The sequence below is a fragment of the Caldibacillus debilis DSM 16016 genome (genome assembly GCF_000383875.1).
GTDB classification, from domain to species: Bacteria; Bacillota; Bacilli; order Bacillales; family Caldibacillaceae; genus Caldibacillus; species Caldibacillus debilis.
Genome location: NZ_KB912879.1, coordinates 104930 through 123143 on the forward strand (window position 1 = coordinate 104930; position 18214 = coordinate 123143).

15 protein-coding genes are annotated in these 18214 nt (G+C 50.8%); 9 read left to right on the forward strand and 6 right to left on the reverse strand.

Features of this window, described 5'->3' with window-relative positions; translation table 11 throughout:
- Nucleotides 1–159: 159 nt before the first annotated feature.
- The 3 genes from A3EQ_RS0100725 to map all read right to left on the reverse strand — a co-directional run bounded on the left by A3EQ_RS0100725 (nt 160) and on the right by map (nt 2627).
- Nucleotides 160–999, reverse strand: a complete 840-nt coding sequence (locus tag A3EQ_RS0100725) for a YihY/virulence factor BrkB family protein (RefSeq protein ID WP_020153272.1) — start codon at nt 997–999, stop codon at nt 160–162.
- Between the two features lie 165 nt (nt 1000–1164).
- Complete coding sequence (locus tag A3EQ_RS0100730; RefSeq protein WP_020153273.1) at nt 1165–1503, reverse strand: YtxH domain-containing protein; 339 nt, start codon at nt 1501–1503, stop codon at nt 1165–1167.
- Between the two features lie 368 nt (nt 1504–1871).
- Nucleotides 1872–2627, reverse strand: a complete 756-nt coding sequence (map, locus tag A3EQ_RS0100745; protein WP_020153276.1) for a type I methionyl aminopeptidase — start codon at nt 2625–2627, stop codon at nt 1872–1874.
- A 520-nt stretch (nt 2628–3147) separates the two neighbouring features.
- Here map and A3EQ_RS0100755 point away from each other — a divergent pair.
- Together A3EQ_RS0100755 and A3EQ_RS0100760 are read left to right on the forward strand one after the other, a co-directional pair.
- Nucleotides 3148–4455 (forward strand): aminopeptidase, encoded by a 1308-nt coding sequence (locus A3EQ_RS0100755; RefSeq protein ID WP_020153278.1) that lies wholly within the window; start codon nt 3148–3150, stop codon nt 4453–4455.
- 14 nt (nt 4456–4469) lie between these two features.
- Nucleotides 4470–4784, forward strand: a complete 315-nt coding sequence (locus A3EQ_RS0100760) for a YbjQ family protein (RefSeq protein ID WP_020153279.1) — start codon at nt 4470–4472, stop codon at nt 4782–4784.
- Between the two features lie 637 nt (nt 4785–5421).
- Here the strand turns inward: A3EQ_RS0100760 and A3EQ_RS0100770 are convergent.
- From A3EQ_RS0100770 to A3EQ_RS0100790, 3 genes are all read right to left on the reverse strand, one after another.
- Nucleotides 5422–6129, reverse strand: coding sequence for a TerC family protein (locus A3EQ_RS0100770; RefSeq protein ID WP_020153281.1), 708 nt, complete (start codon nt 6127–6129; stop codon nt 5422–5424).
- A gap of 488 nt (nt 6130–6617) precedes the next feature.
- Nucleotides 6618–6944 carry a hypothetical protein gene (locus tag A3EQ_RS22350; protein WP_154652786.1) on the reverse strand — a complete coding sequence of 109 codons (327 nt, stop codon included), beginning with the start codon at nt 6942–6944 and terminating at the stop codon, nt 6618–6620.
- A 285-nt stretch (nt 6945–7229) separates the two neighbouring features.
- Nucleotides 7230–8555 (reverse strand): oligosaccharide flippase family protein, encoded by a 1326-nt coding sequence (locus A3EQ_RS0100790; RefSeq protein ID WP_020153285.1) that lies wholly within the window; start codon nt 8553–8555, stop codon nt 7230–7232.
- 474 nt (nt 8556–9029) lie between these two features.
- Here A3EQ_RS0100790 and pflB point away from each other — a divergent pair, with 474 nt between their 5' ends.
- From pflB to A3EQ_RS0100855, 7 genes are all read left to right on the forward strand, one after another.
- Nucleotides 9030–11261, forward strand: coding sequence for a formate C-acetyltransferase (pflB, locus tag A3EQ_RS0100795; RefSeq protein ID WP_020153286.1), 2232 nt, complete (start codon nt 9030–9032; stop codon nt 11259–11261).
- 210 nt (nt 11262–11471) lie between these two features.
- Nucleotides 11472–12218, forward strand: coding sequence for a pyruvate formate-lyase-activating protein (pflA, locus tag A3EQ_RS0100800; RefSeq protein WP_020153287.1), 747 nt, complete (start codon nt 11472–11474; stop codon nt 12216–12218).
- A 1157-nt stretch (nt 12219–13375) separates the two neighbouring features.
- Entirely contained in the window at nt 13376–14473 is a 1098-nt protein-coding gene (locus tag A3EQ_RS0100820) for an SDR family oxidoreductase (RefSeq protein ID WP_020153291.1), read from the forward strand.
- Between the two features lie 188 nt (nt 14474–14661).
- Nucleotides 14662–16188 carry an aldehyde dehydrogenase family protein gene (locus A3EQ_RS0100825; protein ID WP_040369005.1) on the forward strand — a complete coding sequence of 509 codons (1527 nt, stop codon included), beginning with the start codon at nt 14662–14664 and terminating at the stop codon, nt 16186–16188.
- Between the two features lie 47 nt (nt 16189–16235).
- Nucleotides 16236–16712 (forward strand): hypothetical protein, encoded by a 477-nt coding sequence (locus A3EQ_RS22355; RefSeq protein ID WP_154652787.1) that lies wholly within the window; start codon nt 16236–16238, stop codon nt 16710–16712.
- Between the two features lie 510 nt (nt 16713–17222).
- Complete coding sequence (locus A3EQ_RS0100845; RefSeq protein WP_020153296.1) at nt 17223–17402, forward strand: hypothetical protein; 180 nt, start codon at nt 17223–17225, stop codon at nt 17400–17402.
- Nucleotides 17403–17967: 565 nt separating this feature from the next.
- The gene (locus tag A3EQ_RS0100855) at nt 17968–18186 is read left to right on the forward strand and encodes a YuzF family protein (protein WP_020153297.1); all 219 of its coding nucleotides are present in this window, start codon (nt 17968–17970) and stop codon (nt 18184–18186) included.
- Nucleotides 18187–18214 lie beyond the last annotated feature (28 nt).

Here is an 18214-nt window from a genome sequence, read left to right on the forward strand (position 1 = left end):
CTTCAGCTAACGGCAGGCGGTCGCCAGCCCCCGTTCAGGACTTTCACCTATAGATTGCACCCATGCCGGGCGCACGAAAAAAGGCCTTCCTCGCGGAAAGCGGGAAGGCCCTTCTTGAATGTTCTCCGCGAATAAGAAGCGACGGGGCGTTACCGACTCTCAACAGCGGCCGTCTTCCCGATCCTTTTCGCTGATCATCGCGTTTACTTCCCCGCCGATGATCAATATATAGGCGGTGATGTACAGCCAGAGGAGCAGGACGATGATGCCTCCCAGGCTCCCGTATGTATAGGAATAATGGGCGAAACGGTCCACGTAGTAGGAAAAGGCCAGCGATGAAACCATCCACCCCGCCGTCGACACGAGCGCCCCGGGGATGGCGCTGACGCAGGAGATCCTTTTGTTCGGCGTAAAATAATAGAGGAAGGTAAAGACGATGAATAAAACGATGGAGCTTACGCCCCATCTGAATGAATGCCATGCGGACAAAAAATCGCCCGTCAGCCCGAATTTGGAAAACAAATAAATCCCGAGCTGTTTTCCGAAAACGGGCAGCGCGAGGGCGACCAGGATGACGAAGATCATCGCCGCCGTCAAAAGGACGGAGATACCGCGGGTGATGAAGAACGGCCGGTTTTCCTTGACTTCATAGGCCAGGTTCATCGCCCGGATGATGGCGTTCATCCCGTTCGATGCCGACCACAGGGTGATGAGGATGCTGATGGACAAGATTTTCCCGTTATGGTCGGCCAATATCCTTTCCACCGCGCTTTCCAAGACCGTCATCGTTTCCTCCGGCGCAAAATCTTCCAAAAAATAAAGAATATCTTCCTCGCTGACCGGAAGAAAGGGCAGAAGGGAAAACACGGCCATCAGCAGCGGAAACAAGGACAGGAAGAAAAAATAGGACAACTGGGCGGACAAACCGGAAATATTATGCGCTTCCAACCGGCCGTACAATTTTTTTAGAAACCTTAATCCGGCACCGAGTTTTCCCATGGGTTCCACCATCCGTATGCCGCGGCGGACCGCCGCTACTATTCCTATTTTTCGATTAAGTCCTCCTATTTGTGTAAAATCCTGCTCCCAGTCAAGGGAACATCGCCTTCCGGAAATGGAACGGCTTTGCGCCCGCTACTTTTTACACAAATTCCTGGACTTCATCTATTTTTCATCATCATATTCCTTTTTATCCCTCAGCACCTGGGCGGTTTCGCCGATCAGCTTCACCGTTTCGCTGCCCGCCTGTCTGATTTCCTTTGCTTTTTCCGAAATGAAGGAAAGATCTTCCTGGAGCTGTTCGAAAGAACGCTTCGTCTGTTCGATTTTCTCCCGCCACCGCTCGCAAGTTTCCTTCGGATTTTTTACCGCCGCAGAGACAGTTTCGCAAGCCTCCCTTCCGATTTCCTTCATGCGGGCCCTCGTCTTCCTGTCCAGCAGGGTGAGCAGCCCGCCGATCACGGCCCCGGCCAGCATCCCTTTAAAAAACTTGTTTTCACCCATGGCAAATCCCCCTTTCCACTTTTAACAAACGAATATTCCGCAGCGGATTTCGCGAAAAAGGATCCTTCAGCCGAAAAATGAATCCGGCGGATCCGGCCCACGGGAAAGACGGACCGGAAAAGGAAAAACCATCATGCCGACGGAAGCCGGGAACCGGCGGAGGATGGTTTCCGCGAAGCCGGCCTTCCCATCCGGCGGCGAATTTTATGGCCATACCCGGGCCCTCCGGAAGGGATGGGAATGAACCGGCAGTCCCGGCCGCTTTTCTTCCGGACGGGACAAGACCGCGGGGAGAATGAGCGGGAGAAGGCGATCCGCGTTCGAACCCCGTTTAAAAGAACGCCCGCTTTCCGAAAAAGCGGGAAAAATCATACCTCGTCCTGGTCCGTTAAAATGAGCGGGCCGTCCTTTGTGATGGCGATGGTATGCTCGTATTGGGCCGAATATTTTCCGTCGATCGTCCGCGCCGTCCATCCGTTGTCGTCCATTTTCGACAGGTAGGAGCCGACGTTGACCATCGGTTCGATGGTAAACACCATCCCCTCTTTAATGCGGGGGCCTTTCCCCGGCAGGCCGAAATGGGGGACATCCGGCTTTTCGTGAATCACGGCCCCGATGCCGTGGCCGATGAACTCGCGGACGACGGAAAAGCCTTCTCCTTCCACATAGGTTTGAATGGCATGGCCGATATCGCCGATGCGGTTTCCCGGCACCGCCTGTTCAATCCCCAAATACAGGGCCTTTTTCGTCACTTCCAACAATTTTTTGGTTTCTTCGGACACTTCGCCTACCGGATAGGTCCAGGCGGAATCCGCCAGCGCGCCGTTCAGGTTGACGACCATATCGATGGTCACGATGTCTCCGCTTTTCAACGGTTCCTTGCGGGGAAAACCGTGGCAGATTTCATCGTTGACGCTGGCGCAGGTGGCATACTGATAACCTTTGTAGCCCTTTTGCTCCGGGGTCGCCCCGTGCTTTTGCAAAAATTCTTCCACAAATTCTTCAATTTCCCAGGTGGTGATGCCCGGCTGAATCATTTTGGCGATTTCTTTATGGCAAGCGGCAAGGATTCTTCCCGCTTCTCGCATTCTTTCGATTTCTCTCATGGATTTTAAAACAATCAATCTCTACACCGCCTCACGTTGAAAAATTCCCTGGTGCCCGATCAACGGCGCCATTGGCTGTATTTATCATATCACAACGGAACCCGTTGAAACAATAAAACCGGAACCCATGCCGGCGCTAAAAGAACGATGACGTTCGGGACGGAGATTCGGTCACTCGGGCTTCTTGCAACACTTGTAATTCCAATGCAGTTCCTGGAACAACTAACCGATCACTCGGCAGGGGCTTCTTGTAACCTTTCGGCCAACGGAACGACGGGTTCCGGACGTAAGCCCATGCGAACGGACCAATGATTCCATTTTCCTTTTCCGGAATACAGGTCCGGGGCGATTTGGAAAATCGGCGGCACAATCGCGGAAACTCCCTGCCGAAGCAAACAGGCACAAAACGGGGCAGATAAGACGGGAACTTCACGTTAAAAGCAAAAATCCGTGAACAGAACGAAAAAGTCGGGAAAACTATAAAAAAAAGAAAATTTTTGATAAAATGTTTTCATCATGTTGGAAAGGAGAAGTTTCCATGAAGGATTTTCAGGAAAAATTGGAAAAATACGCCGAATTGATCGTCAAGGTCGGGGTCAATGTGCAGCCCGGACAAACCGTGGTGATGAACGCCTATTTGCACGATGCCCCATTGGCGAGATTGATCGTGAAAAAGGCCTATGAACTCGGGGCAAAACATGTTTACATCGATTGGGCGGACGAGGAAATCACCCGGACCAAATACCGGCTGGCGCCGGACGAAGCCTTCGACGAATATCCCCACTGGCGGGCAAAGGAAAAGGAAGAGCTGGCCGAAAAAGGGGCCGCCTTCATCTCCATCGTTTCCGCCGATCCGGATTTACTGCGGGGCGTCGACCCCGGGCGAATTTCCCGGGCGAACAGGGCCGCTGGCAAAGCCTTGAACAAATTTTACCAATACATACAATCCGATTACGTCAGCTGGACGGTCATCGCTTCGGCATCCCAATCCTGGGCGGACAAAGTTTTTCCGGACCTGCCGCAGGAAGAACGGATACCCGCCCTTTGGGAAGCCATTTTCAAAACATGCCGCATCGATCATGACGACCCGGTCAAAGCCTGGCAAGAACATGACCGGAACCTGGAAAAAATCGTGAAGTACCTGAACGGGAAAAAATATAAAAAATTGCATTATCTCGCTCCCGGAACGGATTTAACGATCGAATTGCCCGAAAAGCATGTATGGGTGGGAGCGGGCAGCATCAATCACGACGGCAAACCGTTCATGGCCAACATGCCGACGGAAGAAGTATTTACCGCCCCGAAACGGGACGGCGTCGACGGCTTCGTCAAAAGCACCAAACCATTGAGCTACGGCGGAAATTTAATCGAGGATTTCACCATTACCTTTGAAAACGGCCGCATCACCCGGATCGAAGCGAAGAAGGGGGAAGAAATCCTGAAGCGGCTCGTCGAGACCGATGAAGGCGCCCGTTATTTAGGGGAAGTCGCCCTCGTCTCCCAGGATTCCCCGATCGCCCAATCGAACATTTTATTTTATAACACCCTGTTCGACGAAAATGCTTCCAGCCACCTCGCTATCGGCAGCGGCTACGCTTTTTGCGTGGAAGGCGGAAAGGAACTGAAAGAAGAAGAACTGAAGGAACACGGGATCAATGTGAGCATCACCCATGTGGACTTCATGGTCGGTTCCGATGAAATGAACATCGACGGGATCACCGCCGACGGCCGGAGAGAGCCGGTCATGAGAAACGGGAGATGGGCCTTCTCCCCCGAAGGAAATTTTCCCCAAGCTGAAACCGGAGGGGAAAATACGACGTATATATCCCCGAGGAGGAAGCAATAAGGAGGAAAAAACGGATGATTATTTCCACAACGAGCACTTTGCAAAATAAAGAAATCGTTGATTATCTTGGGGTGGTTTCCGGCGAAGTCATCCTGGGCGCCAACATCGTCCGCGACTTTTTGGCCAGCATCACGGATATCATCGGCGGAAGAAGCGGCACCTATGAAAGCAAATTGAGCGAGGGGCGGGATATGGCGCTGCGGGAAATGGAAGAAAAGGCAAGACGTCTGGGGGCCAATGCGGTCATCGGCGTCGATTTGGATTTCGAAGAATTGCGGGAAGGCATGATGATGGTCATCGCCACCGGAACGGCCGTTGTCGTCAGATAATCCGATTGTTCCGGATGTCCCCTGCCGGAGGATGCCGCGGAAGATCGTCCGAAGGCGACCGGAATCCGCAAATCTTTTGCCGTAGGCCTGCGCCGGAAGAAAGACCGGCCGCGGGCCTTTTGCTTTTTTCAGACACAAACCGCCCGACCATCGGGGAGAAGAAAATCGAAGGAAAGGGATGGGGGAAGAACCGGCGGCAACGGGCGAATAACGGAGAATGCCGATTCGCATAGGAGCCGGTTAAAACCTGAAGCCGGGCCTGGGCAAGGTCGGCACGCAAACGCGGGGCCTTCGCAGAGGTATAATGCCCACAAACGCTTGATTCAACCCCCCACCCGGCATTCACAAAGGACCCGAATTTTCACAGATTTCCACGTTTTTGATCTCCACATCTTTCAATCCTGGGAGAAATAGGTTACGATTCAATGGACACGCGGCTCTTTTTTTGTTGGTTTGCACAATGCCAAGAATAAAAGAAATCGGAGCCCACGTGTCTTATTCTTTGAATTGTTTCTAAACCCCAACAAATAGTATAGAGCCCCTATATTTTGAAATGTTTTCAAACCATGCAAATAGTATAACGCCAAAAAAGGATGCTCCCTATACCGGAGCATCCTTCCCTTTCCGCTTCCGCAACTCAGTGATTCGTATGGGATTGCACCGTGCCCGCGTTTTCCAGGCTTTTGTTTTTCAAATAGCCGAGGAAAAGCACGGCGCCAGTCATCGCGGCGATCAGCCCGTAATAGAGGAACGGATTGTCCGTCCGGATCAGGTCGGCGACCTTTTCATCCTTTAAGATCATTTCGCCGGCCGTCCATGCCAAAATGCCGGAGCCGATGTAGGCGATCCACGGGTATCGGTGCATGGCCTTCACAATCAATTTGGAACCGAAGATCATGATGGGAATGCTGATGAGCACGCCGATGGCAATCAATAAAATATGGCCGTCCGACGCGCCCGCGATGGCCACGACATTATCCAGGCTCATGACCGCGTCGGCCATAATGATGGTCGTCACCGCCTGGAAAAACCCGTCCTTGGCCTGGACGTTCTTTTCCCCTTCATTGTTGATCAGCACTTTGTAGGCGATCCAAAGAAGCAACAATCCCCCGAAAAAGTGGACGAGGGGAATTCCCAATAAGACCGCGATGACGGCGGCGAACAAGATCCTTAAGAGGATCGCCCCGAAAGTTCCCCAAAAGATGGCCAAATTCCTTCGCTTTTCATCCAGCTTCCGGGTGGCCATCGCGATGACGATCGCGTTGTCCCCCGACAAGACAATATCTATCGCAATGATCTTCATCAAGGCAATGAAGGTGGCACCGGACCATGTCAATTCGAACATTTACTTCCATCCTTTTTCTCTTAAAATCTATCTTTTCTCATTTTAAACGATTTTTTTCGCTTCTTCAAATGGAAAACTTCGTCCATTGAGTCAAGCGTATGTGGGCATTTTTTGGACCAGCGAAAAAATGAGAGCGAATACATTCTTTTAGGATTGCTCCTCTGTGAATTATTCTCGTTTTAAAAACCGGAACGTCCTTTTAACGTTTCTTGTATGGGCGATTGATTTCCTTTTTTGTACGGAAGATTGTCTCTTGTGGCTTCTCCAACCGTGCTCGTTACCTTTTCACGAAAATATTTCGGCGGTTTCTTTTCTCCCTTGGTAGTTTCGGTCCATCTTTTTATTTCCTTCATCCCCCGACTGTTCAACAACCAAGGAAAAATGTTCATCATTTTTGCCAAACGTTCAAAGAAAGATACTCTTTGTCCAAAATCCCGGGTAAAACGTCCGACATTCATTCCGGGTTACGGAACGGACGGTCCAACATTTCAACCGGAACGTCCAACATCTGAAAAAAAAATGACCAACATCGCCCGGGACTGTCTAACATTTTCAAAAAAATGTCCATCATTTGAAAATTTTTGTCCAACATGGAAAAAAATTTGTCCAACATGAACGGAAAAATGTCCATCATCGCGGAAAAAACGTCCATCACCGCACAAAAAATGTCCAACACCGTTCCCGGTGTCCGACATCCGCCGCGGTTTGTCCGGTATCCATGCGAATTCCCGCATATTGCCGAGTGTCCGCCTTGCCCGCCGAACCCCTTTGACCCCGGCAATTTGACTGTCACTCCGTATCTCCGGATCGGCCATTACGGTCGCGCCCCTCCCTCAATTCCGCGGAAAAACGGCGCGGAACATTTCCCCGGTCAACATCCGGCGGACGCCGCGCCGGCAAGAAAAAACCAAGTATGGCAACACCGGACGATCTTGACGATCCTCCGTATTCCCCGCATCTTTTCTTCCGCCAAAGCCGTGCAAAAGCAGGCCGCCCGCCTTTTTTATGCGGCAAGTCCTAATGTTCGGGTAAAATTCGACTTCCAGTCCAGCGAATATAGGCCATCGGAAAGGAACCGCTTTGCGGCTGGACTTCATCTTTTATGACATCTTCCGTTCCCGAAGCCTCATCGTATGGGTGATCCCCAATTTTTTGCAGATCGTCAAATAATACAAAAGGGCAAGGAGCAAGGCCCCCGTGTTCATGCCGACGATGACGCCCCCCATCTGCCAGCTGGCGCCGAAAACATATATCGTCAAATAGGATACCGCCGTCGTCCAAATCTGATAGAAAAAGGTCTCTTTAATCAGCCCCATCCCGATCAATATCCCCTGAAAGGGGATGGAAAAATAATGAAGGAAAAAATAGGGCCAGAGCAGCCGCAAATAAAACGCCGCCGTATCGGAGGGAACAAAAAGATCCGTCAGCGGATCGGCAAAAAAATAGATGCCCCCGCAGACGGGGATCCCGTACAAAAAGGTAAAGAGGATGACCCGTTTCAATAATTTCGCCAGTTTTTCCCGGTCCCGCCGAATGTAGGCACCGGCGACTTCCGGAACTAAAACGGTCATCAAGGAGTGGGCGATGAAGGCCGGGAAAAAACCGACGGCCATGGCGACCCCGGCCACCATGCCGAAATGTTCCGTCGCTTCGTTGAAAGAAAGACCGCCGGCGACCGTGGCAGATTTTATAAGAAACGGTTCGATGGTATTGCACAGGGCAAGAAAAAGCTGCATGCCCGTCGTCGGGACGGAAATTTCCAGCAGACGTTTGAAAACCTCTTTTCGCTCGACTTTTTCCTGGAAAGAAATATTTTTCAAGTACCGGATTTCCAACAGATAGTTGCTCATCAAATACAGGAAGGTTATCAATTCCCCGCAGAGAAAGGCAGAAACGGCGATGACGATCGACATTCCCAAGGGGAAATCAAAAAGCCGAAACAACAAGGCAAGACAAAACAATTGCACCGTCCGGCGGAACAGATTGGCGACAGCGATTTTATCCATCTGCCGGGTGCCCATAAAATATCCGCGGGCCACCGAAGTCAGCGAGACAAGGGGAATCAGGAGGAAGACCGCCCAGCGGATCCGGGGGTGAATATCGGAAAACACCGGAACGGCCGAAAAAAATACGAAAAAACACGCCATCAACAGCAGCATGGCCGCCGAAGCCAAGGCCACCGCATTTTTCAGCAGGGCCAGATGGTATTTTCTTTCCCTTTCGGCGACAAATTTGGCGATCGCGACCGGAAACTCCATGCTGGCCAAGATGATCACCAAAACGATGACCGGCAGGATCGTTTGATATTGGCCGATCCCGTATTCCCCCAATTCCCTCGCCAGCGTCATATTGATCAGCAAATCGACGCATTCGCCGATAAAGGCGCTCGCCGTCAGCACCAAAGTCCCTTTCACGAAAGCGTTCATCGGGTCTCTCCTGTCCTCGGTATTTTCTTGCCGATATGAGCGGACATTTTCACGGCCGTCAAGGCCGGTTGTCCGATGTTCTGCATATTTCTTTCATATGTATGAGACAACCGCGGGTCATTTCCCACGCCTTGCGGGAATCGATCATTTTTCTTTCATATGTATGAGACAACCCTCCGAAATATTATCCGATTTTCGGGGCCCGCAAAGGTAAGGAAGCCGCCGGCCACCGTCCGCAACTGTTTAATAACAGTTACGAAGTTATATATATAACAGATAAAAAATAACAGGATAAAACCTTTATAAACAAGGGTTTCTTCAAATTTGACAGATAAGTGAATTTTTATGAAACAGATATTCCTTTACCAATCAAATCGTACTATAATAAAGGTAGAAAAAGATTGTTCAATATTGAGCAAAATTTTTTTAAACGAATATGCTCACTATTGAACATAATTTAAGGAGGATGAAAAAATGAATGCCTGGGAAGGTTTTAAGGGCGGAAAATGGCAAGAGGAAATTGACGTCCGCGACTTCATCCTGAAAAACTACACCTTGTACGAAGGGGACGAAAGTTTCCTGGAAGGGCCGACGGAAGCGACGAAAAAATTGTGGGACCAAGTCATGGAGCTGTCGAAGAAAGAACGGGAAGCCGGCGGCGTCCTCGACATGGATACCAAGATCGTTTCCACCATCACTTCCCACGGGCCCGGCTATTTGAACAAGGATCTGGAAAAAATCGTCGGATTCCAAACGGACAAACCGTTTAAACGGGCCTTGATGCCCTTCGGCGGCATCCGCATGGCCGTGCAGGCGGCGGAAAGCTACGGCTACAAAGTCGACGACGAAGTGAAGCATATTTTCACCGAATACCGCAAAACCCACAACCAAGGGGTATTCGACGTCTACACGCCGGAAATGCGGCTGGCGAGAAAGGCGGGGATCATCACCGGTCTTCCGGATGCCTACGGCCGCGGAAGAATCATCGGCGACTACCGGAGGGTTCCCTTGTACGGCGTCGATTTCCTGATTGAACAAAAACAAAAGGATATGGCGTTAATCGGCGGCGACGGGGTCATGACCGACGACGTCATCCGCGACCGGGAAGAACATGCGGAACAAATCAAAGCGCTGCAGGAATTGAAAGAGATGGCCAAATCTTACGGATTCGACATCTCCAAACCGGCCACGAACGCCCGGGAAGCGATCCAATGGCTCTACTTCGCCTACCTTGCCGCCATCAAGGAACAAAACGGAGCGGCCATGAGCCTGGGACGGGTTTCCACCTTCCTCGATATTTACATTGAACGGGACTTGCAAAGGGGCATATTGACGGAAAAAGAAGCCCAAGAATTGATGGACCACTTTGTGATGAAGCTGCGCCTGGTCAAATTCGCCAGAACGCCGGAATATAACGAATTGTTCAGCGGCGACCCGACTTGGGTCACGGAAGCGATCGGCGGCGTCGCCCTCGACGGACGTCCGCTCGTGACGAAAAACTCCTTCCGCATTTTGCACACGCTGGACAACCTGGGTCCGGCTCCGGAACCGAACTTGACGGTGCTCTGGTCCGTCAAATTGCCGGAAAACTTCAAACGGTATTGCGCAAAAATGTCGATGAAGACGAGCGCCATCCAATATGAAAACGACGACATGATGCGGGAAATTTACGGCGATGATTACGGCATTGCCTGCTGCGTCTCGGCGATGCGCATCGGCAAGCAAATGCAATTCTTCGGCGCCCGCGCCAACCTGGCCAAAGCCCTGCTGTACGCCATCAACGGCGGCGTCGACGAAAAACTGAAGGTTCAAGTCGGTCCCGCCTACTCGCCGATCACTTCCGAATATCTCGACTACGACGAAGTGATGGAAAAATACGACCGGATGCTCGATTGGCTGGCGGGTTTGTACATCAACACCTTGAACGTCATCCATTACATGCATGACAAATATTGCTATGAACGTCTGGAAATGGCCCTCCACGACCGGGATGTGATCCGGACGATGGCCTGCGGCGTCGCCGGACTGTCCGTCGTCGCCGACTCGTTGAGCGCGATCAAATATGCGAAAGTCAGGACGATCCGCGATGAAAACGGCATCGCCGTCGATTACGAAGTGGAAGGGGACTTCCCGAAATACGGGAACAACGATGACCGGGTCGACCAAATTGCGGTCGAATTGGTGAAAAACTTCATGAACAAACTGAAAAAACATAAAACCTACCGCAATTCCATCCCGACCCAATCGATTTTGACCATCACATCCAACGTCGTGTACGGGAAAAAGACCGGAAGCACTCCGGACGGCCGGAAGGCGGGCCAACCCTTCGCACCCGGCGCCAACCCGATGCATGGACGGGATACGAAAGGGGCGCTCGCATCCCTCAGCTCCGTTTCCAAATTGCCCTATGAATATTCTCTCGACGGGATCTCCAACACCTTCACGGTCGTGCCGAAGGCGTTGGGCCGCGATGAAGAAACCCGCATCCAAAACCTGGTGTCGATGCTGGACGGCTATATGACCAAACGGGGACATCATTTGAACATCAACGTCCTAAACCGGGAAACCCTGCTCGATGCGATGGATCATCCGGAAAAATATCCGCAGCTGACGATCCGGGTATCCGGTTATGCCGTCAACTTCATCAAACTCACCAGGGAACAACAAATCGATGTGATCAACCGGACGTTCCACCAAAGCATGTGATTCGGGCGGCAAGAATCCGGATTGACGCCGCCGGACGTCCAAAAACCGATGGCTATGCAAAACAAGGGACACCGATGAACCGGAAGCCGGGCAACCGGTTCCCGATCCGAAAAATCGGGCCCGTTCCCGGAAGAGCACCGGCGCCCTCGAATCTCTCCCCCCAAAACGCCGGTGCTTCTTCCCCCAATTTCATTTATTGGAGTGATCTTGATGGTAACCGGGCGAATCCATTCCACCGAATCTTTCGGAACCGTTGACGGTCCGGGCATCCGGTACGTCGTTTTTACCCAGGGCTGTCCCCTTCGCTGCCGGTATTGCCACAACCCGGATACATGGAAAATGAACGGCGGAAAGGAAATCACCGTCGAAGAGATCATCCGCGAGGTGAAGGACTATCTCCCCTTCATCGAATCCTCCGGCGGCGGGATTACCGTGAGCGGCGGCGAACCGCTGCTGCAAATCGAGTTTTTGACGGAACTGTTCAAAGAATGCAAGAAGCTCCATATTCATACCTCCATCGACACCGCCGGAAGCTGTTTTTCCAGGCGGGAATCTTTCCTCAAAAAACTGGAGGAACTTTTAAAATACACCGATTTAATCTTGTTGGATATCAAACATATCGACCGTGAAAAGCATAAAAATATCACGGGCATGAACAACGACCATATTTTGGATTTCGCCAAATACCTTTCCGACAAAAAAATCCCGGTCTGGATCCGGCACGTGCTCGTTCCCGGTTTGACCGACTTCGATCCCGATTTGAAACGTTTGGCCCGGTTTTTGCGGACGCTCACGAATATCGAAAAAATTGAAGTTCTCCCCTACCATAAATTGGGCGTCTACAAATGGAAAACGTTGGGCATCCCCTACACGCTGGAACATACGGAGCCGCCTTCGGAAGAACGGGTGAAAAACGCCGAAAAAATTTTGAACAGCGCCCGCCTTCGCGTCCTTTGATTGCGCGTGAAGGCGCATTTTTTTGGCGTTTTCCCCGGCCGTCCGGGAAGGCGGCATTTCCCTATTTTCGCCCTTTTCGGAAGAAGGGTCTTTTCTTTCGGGAAACCCGAGATCCCGTTGCCACCGGCGGGCCGGAAGCCGAGTTTCGTTCAAAATGACGGCCTTTGACGAACATAACTGCCGGAGGGCATGATGACACCGCCAATTCCTTTTGGGAGGCTACCGACTCTGACGAATATAACTGCCGGCGGGCATGCCCTCAAACGGACAGCAAGTTTTGTAAAATGAAGCTCCCGGCGGAAACGGGACAAGAAACCAAACCGGGCACCCTTATGAATGTCCGGGCAAAGTTGGTTCCCGCAAAGGAAAACGAAGAGCCGGAAACCGCCCGCCGCCAAGATATCCGAAGGAAACCGGAAGAAGGTTGAAACCCGGGGCGATCCACCGGCGACGGCGAAGGGCTGATTGAAAAAGAAACGGGGGCAACGCCCCCTTTTTTTCCGCAAAAAATAACTATTGATAGGAACATGTTAATCAGCTACATTCGACTGGGTATAATATCAAAATAATAAATCAAAAGTCTATTTAACTCATGTAAATTAAAACCGCGATCAATAGGATCAATAATAACGGTTGGACGAATTCTTTTTTCTTTATCTTTGCCTCCTTCGGCAGATTGCTCCGGCAGACTTTTCCGCCATGGGAGCCCCACCTGATTAAAAAATGAAGGCCACTCCAAACGCGGTACCGTTAATGGCGATCGGCTTATGATCGGCCGGAGGTGAATGCACCTCTTGTCCATCCGCCTTTTCGGTCGTGCATTGAAGATCGTCGATTGAAAATCCTAATTTTGCAGCCGTTGACAACAAATTGCATCCTTATGGATTGACCATTGCCAAGACTAAGAAAAGCCCTTTCTCCACATCAATTTCCAAGCGATCCATTCATTCACATTTTTCAATATATCATGCGATTGTTTCTTCCAAAATCCTCCATATTTATTGAAAATTTTTTATAAACAGGAAACGGCGGATTTGAAGTTAAAATAAAAATAATAATAATTTTTCCAAAATACTTGATCATTCGTTCCCGGTCGTATATGTATATATCAGACGGATTTTTTAGAAAACGGTTGCAAACAGGAAAGGGGGATGGAGATGGGAAACGTCTACTTTTTCACCGGCTTTCCGGGCTTTATTTCCAACCAGCTGCTCGCCAAATTGCTGGAAAGGAAAGAGGCGCCCGAAGCGATTTATGCCCTGGTTTTGCCCGAGATGACGGAAAAGGCGGAATCACAGCGGCAAAATCTCCTGAAAATGACAGGGTTTCCTGGAGAAAAATTCCTCGTGATTACGGGCGATATTACAAGGAAGGGTTTGGGCATCGATCCGGACGTGCAAGAAAAATTGGCGGAAACCGTTACCCACGTCTTTCACCTGGCGGCGATCTATGACTTGGCGGTCCCGAAGGATATCGCCTACAAAGTCAACGTGGAAGGGACGAGAAATGTCAACGACTGGGTGCGCGGGCTTAAAAGCTTGCGGCGCTATGTTTATTTCAGCACCGCCTACGTCGCCGGGAAAAGGGAAGGCGTGCTTTACGAGCACGAACTGGTCCGGCCTCCTTCCTTCAAAAATTACTACGAAGAAACGAAATACGAGGCGGAAGTCCTGGTGGACGCCCTAAAACGGGAAGTGCCGCTGACGATCATCCGGCCGGGCATCGTCAAAGGCCATTCCCAAACCGGGGAAACCTCAAAATTTGACGGGCCTTATTTTATTTTGAATTTGATCGACCGGCTCCGCTTCCTGCCCATTTTTCCCGGCATCGGGAATACGGAGGCCGTCGTCAATCTCGTCCCGGTCGACTTTATCGTCGATGCCGTTCTCTACCTAAGCCACGCGAAGACCGGGGAAGGAAAAACGTACCATTTGACCGACCCGCGCCCGTACAAAGTCCGGGAAGTATATGCCATGATCTTGAAAGAGATGCTCGGGAAAACCCCGAAGGGCCGCATTCCCCTCCCCGTCCTGCGGGCGGCCTTATCCGTTCCTTTGATCCGCCGATGGTTTATGACGGAAAAGGAAGTGACCGATTATTTCACCTGGATGGGAAACTTCGATTCGTCCCAGGCGCAAAAAGATCTGGGAGAAACCGGGATCCGATGCCCGGATCTGAAAACACAGATCCCTGCCATGGTAAAATTCTATTTGGAAAACAAAAATAACGAGCAATATCAGCTGAACATCCGCTGACCGGCCTTCGTTTTTATGCCGGAGTTGCCGCGAAATCCCCGGGCGGACGGGAAGACAGGCCGTGTTCCAAAAATGGGGCTTGCCGGCGCAAGAAGGCGGTGCCGCGTTCCCCGCCGTCTGCCGCCTGGCGGACCCGGTTCCGTCCCGGAAAAGCCCTTCCGATTATTTTATTTCAGGAGGTGGAAAAATTGGTTTTGGTTGCCGTCAATCCCGCGACGGGGGAAAGAATCGAAGAGATTGAAGAAACGGACATCGGAAAGGTCCAAACCTTCTACGAAAAAAGCCGGCGCGCCTTTTCCCGCTGGAGCGGCCTGTCCCTCGATGAAAGGCTCGGCTATTTCCTGCGGTTGAAAAAGGTGATGGCCGAGGCCATGGACGAGATCGCAAAAACCGTCTCCCTGGACACGGGGAAAGTGCCGACGGACGCCCTGGTGTCCGATGTGATGCCGACCATCGAAAGCATCGAATTCGTTTTGAAACACGCGAAAAAATCCTTAAGTCCGCAAAAAGTGAAGACCCCCCTCCTTTTGTTCGGGAAAACATCCTACGTGGAATATATGCCCCGGGGGGTGGTTCTTGTCATTTCCCCGTGGAATTATCCGCTGCAATTGGCCATGGTTCCCGCCGTCAGCGCGCTGGCCGGCGGAAACACGGTCATCTTAAAACCGTCGGAGGTGACGCCCCTCGTCGGCAAACTGATCGAATCGCTGTTTCAAAGAGCCGGTTTTCCGGAACACGTCCTGCAGGTGGCCCACGGCGGAAAAAAAGTGGGCAGCGCCTTCGTAAACGGAAAACCGGACTACATTTTCTTCACCGGATCGGTCAAGACGGGAAAGATCATCCAGAAGGCGGCGGCCGAGCATCTGATCCCGACGACCTTGGAACTGGGCGGCAAGGATCCGTTCATTGTTTTTGCGGACGCCAACCTCGAACGGGCCGCCAAAGGGGCGGTTTGGGCCGCATTCACCAACTGCGGGCAAGTGTGCATGAGCGCGGAACGGATCTTCGTGGAAAAATCCGTTTACCTCGAATTCGTCGAACGATTAAAAGAGGAAACCCGATCTCTCGTCCTCGGCCAAGGCGAAGATGCGGATATCGGGTCGATGACCTTCCCCGGCCAGAAGGAAATCGTTCGGGAGCATGTGCTGGATGCCTTGGCGAGGGGGGCAAAATTGGAGACGGGGGAACATCCGGACCGGTGGACAGAGGATTCCCTCTTTGTAAAACCGATGGTAATGACCAATGTGCCGTTGGATGCAAAGATCATGAAGGAAGAGACCTTCGGTCCCGTTTTGCCCGTCGTTCCCTTTGAAACGGAAGAGGAAGCCGTAAAACTCGCCAACGATACGGAATACGGCCTAAACGCCAGCGTCTGGTCTAATGATTTGGAAAGAGCGCGGCGGGTGGCGGCAAAACTCGTATCCGGCGCCGTCGTCATCAATGACGCGGTCATCTCCGTCGCCAATCCCCATTTGCCCTTCGGCGGCGCCAAAAACAGCGGCATCGGACGCTACCACGGAAAGGACGGGCTGCGGATTTTCTGCCACGAAAAAGCCCTCGTCATCGACCGGGGCCGTCTCAAGCGGGAGGTGCAATGGTACCCGTACAAAGGAACCTATCCTTTGTTTTTGCGCCTTTTCCAAAGTTACTTTGGGGAAAGGAAAAATTGGTTCGCCTTTTTCCAAAGTTTCCTTCGTTTGATGAAAAGAAACTGAACCCTCCCCCGGTACTCCGTCATCGACCGATAGGATATGTACCATGAATGCCGTTATCTTCACGGGATTTTCGGACCCGGAAAGAACCTGCATGGGGAACGGGTGCTGGACGCCATCCGGACGCCGGATCGGAACGCATTTCCCGAATGGCCGAGCGCGGGGGACGGCCGCCGGCAAGTGAAAGTAGTCCGCCCATATATCCGCAAAAATTGCCGGCGCATTTGTCTGATGCAGGTGTGCCGCTTTCAACGGCAAGAACAATCGCAAACGTATCGATGTATTCTAAATGGGGTATTCATTTGACTGACCGCCAGGAAACATTCGAACAAAAAGTAGCGAAGCTCGAATATAATATAGACCTGTTGCGGGATGTTCTCGCGGACCAAGAAAAATTTATCTTTTGGGATTGGGTGATCGCTCACCGGCTGAATGAACAAGAAGTCAGAGGAAGCATTAATAAATTCAATGAAAGAATAAAGGGACCCCCAATGTTCATGAATATCAAAATGAAATTCGTAAAATAAACAATTTAGAATCTAAAATGCCAACTGACAAAACCTTCAAATTGCAATTGCTCAAGCGGTTATCGAAAACGGGAATATGTAAAGAGTTACCTAGTTACTTAATTGAAAAGATGCGTGAAAAACTTGATACGGCTGCGGTTGCAGTCTTTTTTTTATGTTCTCGGACCTGGTACTTCCGGTTGGATGGTCATGGATCATCATGGAAGATTTATTGTCCAACTTGGATGGTCATCTGTCCAACATGGGAGGTTTATTGTTCAACATAGAGAAGAAATATTCGACAGTCATCCATTCTCTGGCCAGAATGTCCAACATTTTCATTTTCTTCGTCCCCGGATGGTTCAACATCCCAGGCACAATGTCCAACATTTTTTGCCGAACGTTCAAGCAAAGATCCTTTTTGTCCAACATCTTGAGTAAAACGTTCAACATTCCTTTCGCCTTTCCGGGCGGACTGTCCAACATATCCACCTTAACGTCCAACATCTTTAAAAAATCGTCCAACACCGCATGGGACTGTCCAACATTTTCAACTATTTGTTCATCATTTCAAAATTAATGTCCAACATGGAAAAAAATTTGTCCGACATCAAAGAAAAAATGTCCATCATCCGGGAAAAAACGTCCATCATCGGGCAAAAAATGTCCATCATCGTTCCCGGTGTCCAACATCCGCTGCCGTTTGTCTAACATCAATGCACCTAACGATTTTCAAAAAATGGAAAAGGATGCAAGATGCGGCGAAAGCCTGATTCTTTTCATGCGGTTCAAAAAATTTCCTCCAAACACCCCATTTAATCTGTTTGAAATCGGGGTATTCTTGCTATTCCATGGCTTCTGCTCCTTCAGTTGTCTCATTAATCTGCCAAGGAGCAGCCCCCTTTTTCCTTATCTTCTTCTTTTCCCGCCGCGCTAATGCCTGGTTCGAGTGATCTTTGATCACTTACTTATTGAAAACGCCCAATTTTGCCCGGAAAAATTTTACTCAACTCAGCCCTGTTTTTCACTGGATTTGCTTCCTTTCCTGCCGCGCTTTTACCCGGTGGTCCCCTCATTTGGGGATCCCCGACCGATCACACGCCTAATGAGAGTGTTCGTCCACATGTATTTTACTTATATCAAGGAGGGAGTGCCTGATGCTTGCGGCACACCTCCTTTTTCTTTTCCCTTTTCCGCCCGGAAAGATGGCCATTCACCCATTGGGCCTCTTCCTCATATATTGAAAAAGAGAAAAACAGACGGAGGAGTGAAGCGAATGGATCAGGTTTGGCATTTGCAGGATCCGTATTTTTATCAGGCTCTGCAAAATCTGGCAGGAAAAACGGTCGTCGTGCAAACGATCCGGGGATCGGTCCGCGGCGTATTAGACCAGGTCATGCCCGATTTTCTCGTCGTCGATATGGCAGGAAACCCCTTTCATATCCGGACGCAACAGATTATTTGGGTCGTCCCGGGCCCGCTGCAACCGTCTTAAGGAAACAACAACCATTGGGGGGATTTCG

Excerpts from the sequence above, each read along its gene's own strand:
- A3EQ_RS0100725 (WP_020153272.1), bottom strand. The coding sequence starts at position 999 with ATGGGAAAACTCGGTGCCGGATTAAGGTTTCTAAAAAAATTGTACGGC.
- A3EQ_RS0100730 (WP_020153273.1), bottom strand. The coding sequence starts at position 1,503 with ATGGGTGAAAACAAGTTTTTTAAAGGGATGCTGGCCGGGGCCGTGATC.
- A3EQ_RS0100755 (WP_020153278.1), top strand. The coding sequence starts at position 3,148 with ATGAAGGATTTTCAGGAAAAATTGGAAAAATACGCCGAATTGATCGTC.
- A3EQ_RS0100760 (WP_020153279.1), top strand. The coding sequence starts at position 4,470 with ATGATTATTTCCACAACGAGCACTTTGCAAAATAAAGAAATCGTTGAT.
- A3EQ_RS0100770 (WP_020153281.1), bottom strand. The coding sequence starts at position 6,129 with ATGTTCGAATTGACATGGTCCGGTGCCACCTTCATTGCCTTGATGAAG.
- A3EQ_RS22350 (WP_154652786.1), bottom strand. The coding sequence starts at position 6,944 with ATGGCCGATCCGGAGATACGGAGTGACAGTCAAATTGCCGGGGTCAAA.
- A3EQ_RS0100790 (WP_020153285.1), bottom strand. The coding sequence starts at position 8,555 with ATGAACGCTTTCGTGAAAGGGACTTTGGTGCTGACGGCGAGCGCCTTT.
- pflB (WP_020153286.1), top strand. The coding sequence starts at position 9,030 with ATGAATGCCTGGGAAGGTTTTAAGGGCGGAAAATGGCAAGAGGAAATT.
- pflA (WP_020153287.1), top strand. The coding sequence starts at position 11,472 with ATGGTAACCGGGCGAATCCATTCCACCGAATCTTTCGGAACCGTTGAC.
- A3EQ_RS0100820 (WP_020153291.1), top strand. The coding sequence starts at position 13,376 with ATGGGAAACGTCTACTTTTTCACCGGCTTTCCGGGCTTTATTTCCAAC.
- A3EQ_RS22355 (WP_154652787.1), top strand. The coding sequence starts at position 16,236 with ATGCCGTTATCTTCACGGGATTTTCGGACCCGGAAAGAACCTGCATGG.
- A3EQ_RS0100845 (WP_020153296.1), top strand. The coding sequence starts at position 17,223 with ATGGGACTGTCCAACATTTTCAACTATTTGTTCATCATTTCAAAATTA.
- A3EQ_RS0100855 (WP_020153297.1), top strand. The coding sequence starts at position 17,968 with ATGGATCAGGTTTGGCATTTGCAGGATCCGTATTTTTATCAGGCTCTG.